The organism is Klebsiella sp. 4_1_44FAA (genome assembly GCF_000238715.1).
Lineage (GTDB): Bacteria > Pseudomonadota > Gammaproteobacteria > Enterobacterales > Enterobacteriaceae > Klebsiella > Klebsiella pneumoniae.
This window is the reverse complement of the sequence record NZ_JH414822.1, coordinates 2,552-5,920: the sequence shown is the minus strand read 5'-3', so window position 1 is coordinate 5,920 and position 3,369 is coordinate 2,552. Positions and strand designations below refer to the sequence as shown.

Genomic DNA, 3,369 nt, shown 5'->3' with positions numbered 1-3,369 from the left:
ATTTCTTCGCTTTATTACCACCGGTTGTCACCCCGGCTTACTGCAATTTGATGCCTGGCAGTTCCCTACTCTCACATGGGGAGACCCCACACTACCATCGGCGCTACGGCGTTTCACTTCTGAGTTCGGCATGGGGTCAGGTGGGACCACCGCGCTAGTGCCGCCAGGCAAATTCTTTGTGCTCAGTACGCAATTCTTTATCGCATCAGCTGCGTTGCCTGCGCTCGTAAAGTCAGTCACATACTTCAGTATGCTCCTTCCTTTCCGTCGCTTGTCGCCTTGCTGCTGCGCAAATTATTGCGTACTCAACTCTGAATCTAAGCTGAAAATTCTCTCAATCCGCCAAAACATCTTCGGCGTTGTAAGGTTAAGCCTCACGGTTCATTAGTACCGGTTAGCTCAACGCATCGCTGCGCTTACACACCCGGCCTATCAACGTCATCGTCTTAACGTTCCTTCAGGAGACTTAAAGTCTCAGGGAGAACTCATCTCGGGGCAAGTTTCGTGCTTAGATGCTTTCAGCACTTATCTCTTCCGCATTTAGCTACCGGGCAGTGCCATTGGCATGACAACCCGAACACCAGTGATGCGTCCACTCCGGTCCTCTCGTACTAGGAGCAGCCCCCCTCAATTCTCCAGCGCCCACGGCAGATAGGGACCGAACTGTCTCACGACGTTCTAAACCCAGCTCGCGTACCACTTTAAATGGCGAACAGCCATACCCTTGGGACCTACTTCAGCCCCAGGATGTGATGAGCCGACATCGAGGTGCCAAACACCGCCGTCGATATGAACTCTTGGGCGGTATCAGCCTGTTATCCCCGGAGTACCTTTTATCCGTTGAGCGATGGCCCTTCCATTCAGAACCACCGGATCACTATGACCTGCTTTCGCACCTGCTCGCGCCGTCACGCTCGCAGTCAAGCTAGCTTATGCCATTGCACTAACCTCCTGATGTCCGACCAGGATTAGCTAACCTTCGTGCTCCTCCGTTACGCTTTGGGAGGAGACCGCCCCAGTCAAACTACCCACCAGACACTGTCCGCAACCCCGGTCAGGGGCCAACGTTAGAACATCAAACATTAAAGGGTGGTATTTCAAGGTTGGCTCCACGCAGACTGGCGTCCACGCTTCAAAGCCTCCCACCTATCCTACACATCAAGGCTCAATGTTCAGTGTCAAGCTATAGTAAAGGTTCACGGGGTCTTTCCGTCTTGCCGCGGGTACACTGCATCTTCACAGCGAGTTCAATTTCACTGAGTCTCGGGTGGAGACAGCCTGGCCATCATTACGCCATTCGTGCAGGTCGGAACTTACCCGACAAGGAATTTCGCTACCTTAGGACCGTTATAGTTACGGCCGCCGTTTACCGGGGCTTCGATCAAGAGCTTCTCCTTACGGATAACCCCATCAATTAACCTTCCGGCACCGGGCAGGCGTCACACCGTATACGTCCACTTTCGTGTTTGCACAGTGCTGTGTTTTTAATAAACAGTTGCAGCCAGCTGGTATCTTCGACTGGTCTCAGCTCCATCCGCAGGGACTTCACCTACACACCAGCGTGCCTTCTCCCGAAGTTACGGCACCATTTTGCCTAGTTCCTTCACCCGAGTTCTCTCAAGCGCCTTGGTATTCTCTACCTGACCACCTGTGTCGGTTTGGGGTACGATTTGATGTTACCTGATGCTTAGAGGCTTTTCCTGGAAGCAGGGCATTTGTTACTTCAGCACCGTAGTGCCTCGTCATCACACCTCAGCCTTGATTATCCGGATTTGCCTGGACAATCAGCCTACATGCTTAAACCGGGACAACCGTCGCCCGGCTAACATAGCCTTCTCCGTCCCCCCTTCGCAGTAACACCAAGTACAGGAATATTAACCTGTTTCCCATCGACTACGCCTTTCGGCCTCGCCTTAGGGGTCGACTCACCCTGCCCCGATTAACGTTGGACAGGAACCCTTGGTCTTCCGGCGAGCGGGCTTTTCACCCGCTTTATCGTTACTTATGTCAGCATTCGCACTTCTGATACCTCCAGCAACCCTCACAGGTCACCTTCGCAGGCTTACAGAACGCTCCCCTACCCAACAACACATAGTGTCGCTGCCGCAGCTTCGGTGCATGGTTTAGCCCCGTTACATCTTCCGCGCAGGCCGACTCGACCAGTGAGCTATTACGCTTTCTTTAAATGATGGCTGCTTCTAAGCCAACATCCTGGCTGTCTGTGCCTTCCCACATCGTTTCCCACTTAACCATGACTTTGGGACCTTAGCTGGCGGTCTGGGTTGTTTCCCTCTTCACGACGGACGTTAGCACCCGCCGTGTGTCTCCCGTGATAACATTCTTCGGTATTCGTAGTTTGCATCGGGTTGGTAAGTCGGGATGACCCCCTAGCCGAAACAGTGCTCTACCCCCGAAGATGAGTTCACGAGGCGCTACCTAAATAGCTTTCGGGGAGAACCAGCTATCTCCCGGTTTGATTGGCCTTTCACCCCCAGCCACAAGTCATCCGCTAATTTTTCAACATTAGTCGGTTCGGTCCTCCAGTTAGTGTTACCCAACCTTCAACCTGCCCATGGCTAGATCACCGGGTTTCGGGTCTATACCCTGCAACTTAACGCCCAGTTAAGACTCGGTTTCCCTGCGGCTCCCCTATACGGTTAACCTTGCTACAGAATATAAGTCGCTGACCCATTATACAAAAGGTACGCAGTCACACCCGAAGGTGCTCCCACTGCTTGTACGTACACGGTTTCAGGTTCTTTTTCACTCCCCTCGCCGGGGTTCTTTTCGCCTTTCCCTCACGGTACTGGTTCACTATCGGTCAGTCAGGAGTATTTAGCCTTGGAGGATGGTCCCCCCATATTCAGACAGGATACCACGTGTCCCGCCCTACTCTTCGAGTTCACAGCCTGTGCATTTTGGTGTACGGGACTATCACCCTGTACCGTCGGACTTTCCAGACCGTTCCACTAACACACAAGCTGATTCAGACTCTGGGCTGCTCCCCGTTCGCTCGCCGCTACTGGGGGAATCTCGGTTGATTTCTTTTCCTCGGGGTACTTAGATGTTTCAGTTCCCCCGGTTCGCCTCGTTAACCTATGTATTCAGTTAACGATAGTGCAACGAATTGCACTGGGTTTCCCCATTCGGACATCGCCGGTTATAACGGTTCATATCACCTTACCGACGCTTTTCGCAGATTAGCACGTCCTTCATCGCCTCTGACTGCCAGGGCATCCACCGTGTACGCTTAGTCGCTTAACCTCACAACCCGAAGATGTTTCACTTCTGATTGCGAAAATTTGAGAGACTCGAACACACATTAACTGTGTGTCGTTTCAATTTTCAGCTTGATCCAGATTTTAAAGA

At 52.4% G+C, this 3,369-nt stretch carries 2 rRNA genes; both read right to left on the bottom strand.

Going from position 1 to position 3,369, the window contains the following annotated elements:
* Positions 1–52: 52 nt before the first annotated feature.
* Positions 53–168, bottom strand: a 5S ribosomal RNA gene (gene rrf, locus HMPREF1024_RS00360).
* 195 nt (positions 169–363) lie between these two features.
* Positions 364–3,264: ribosomal RNA gene (locus HMPREF1024_RS00365) — 23S ribosomal RNA — on the bottom strand.
* Positions 3,265–3,369 lie beyond the last annotated feature (105 nt).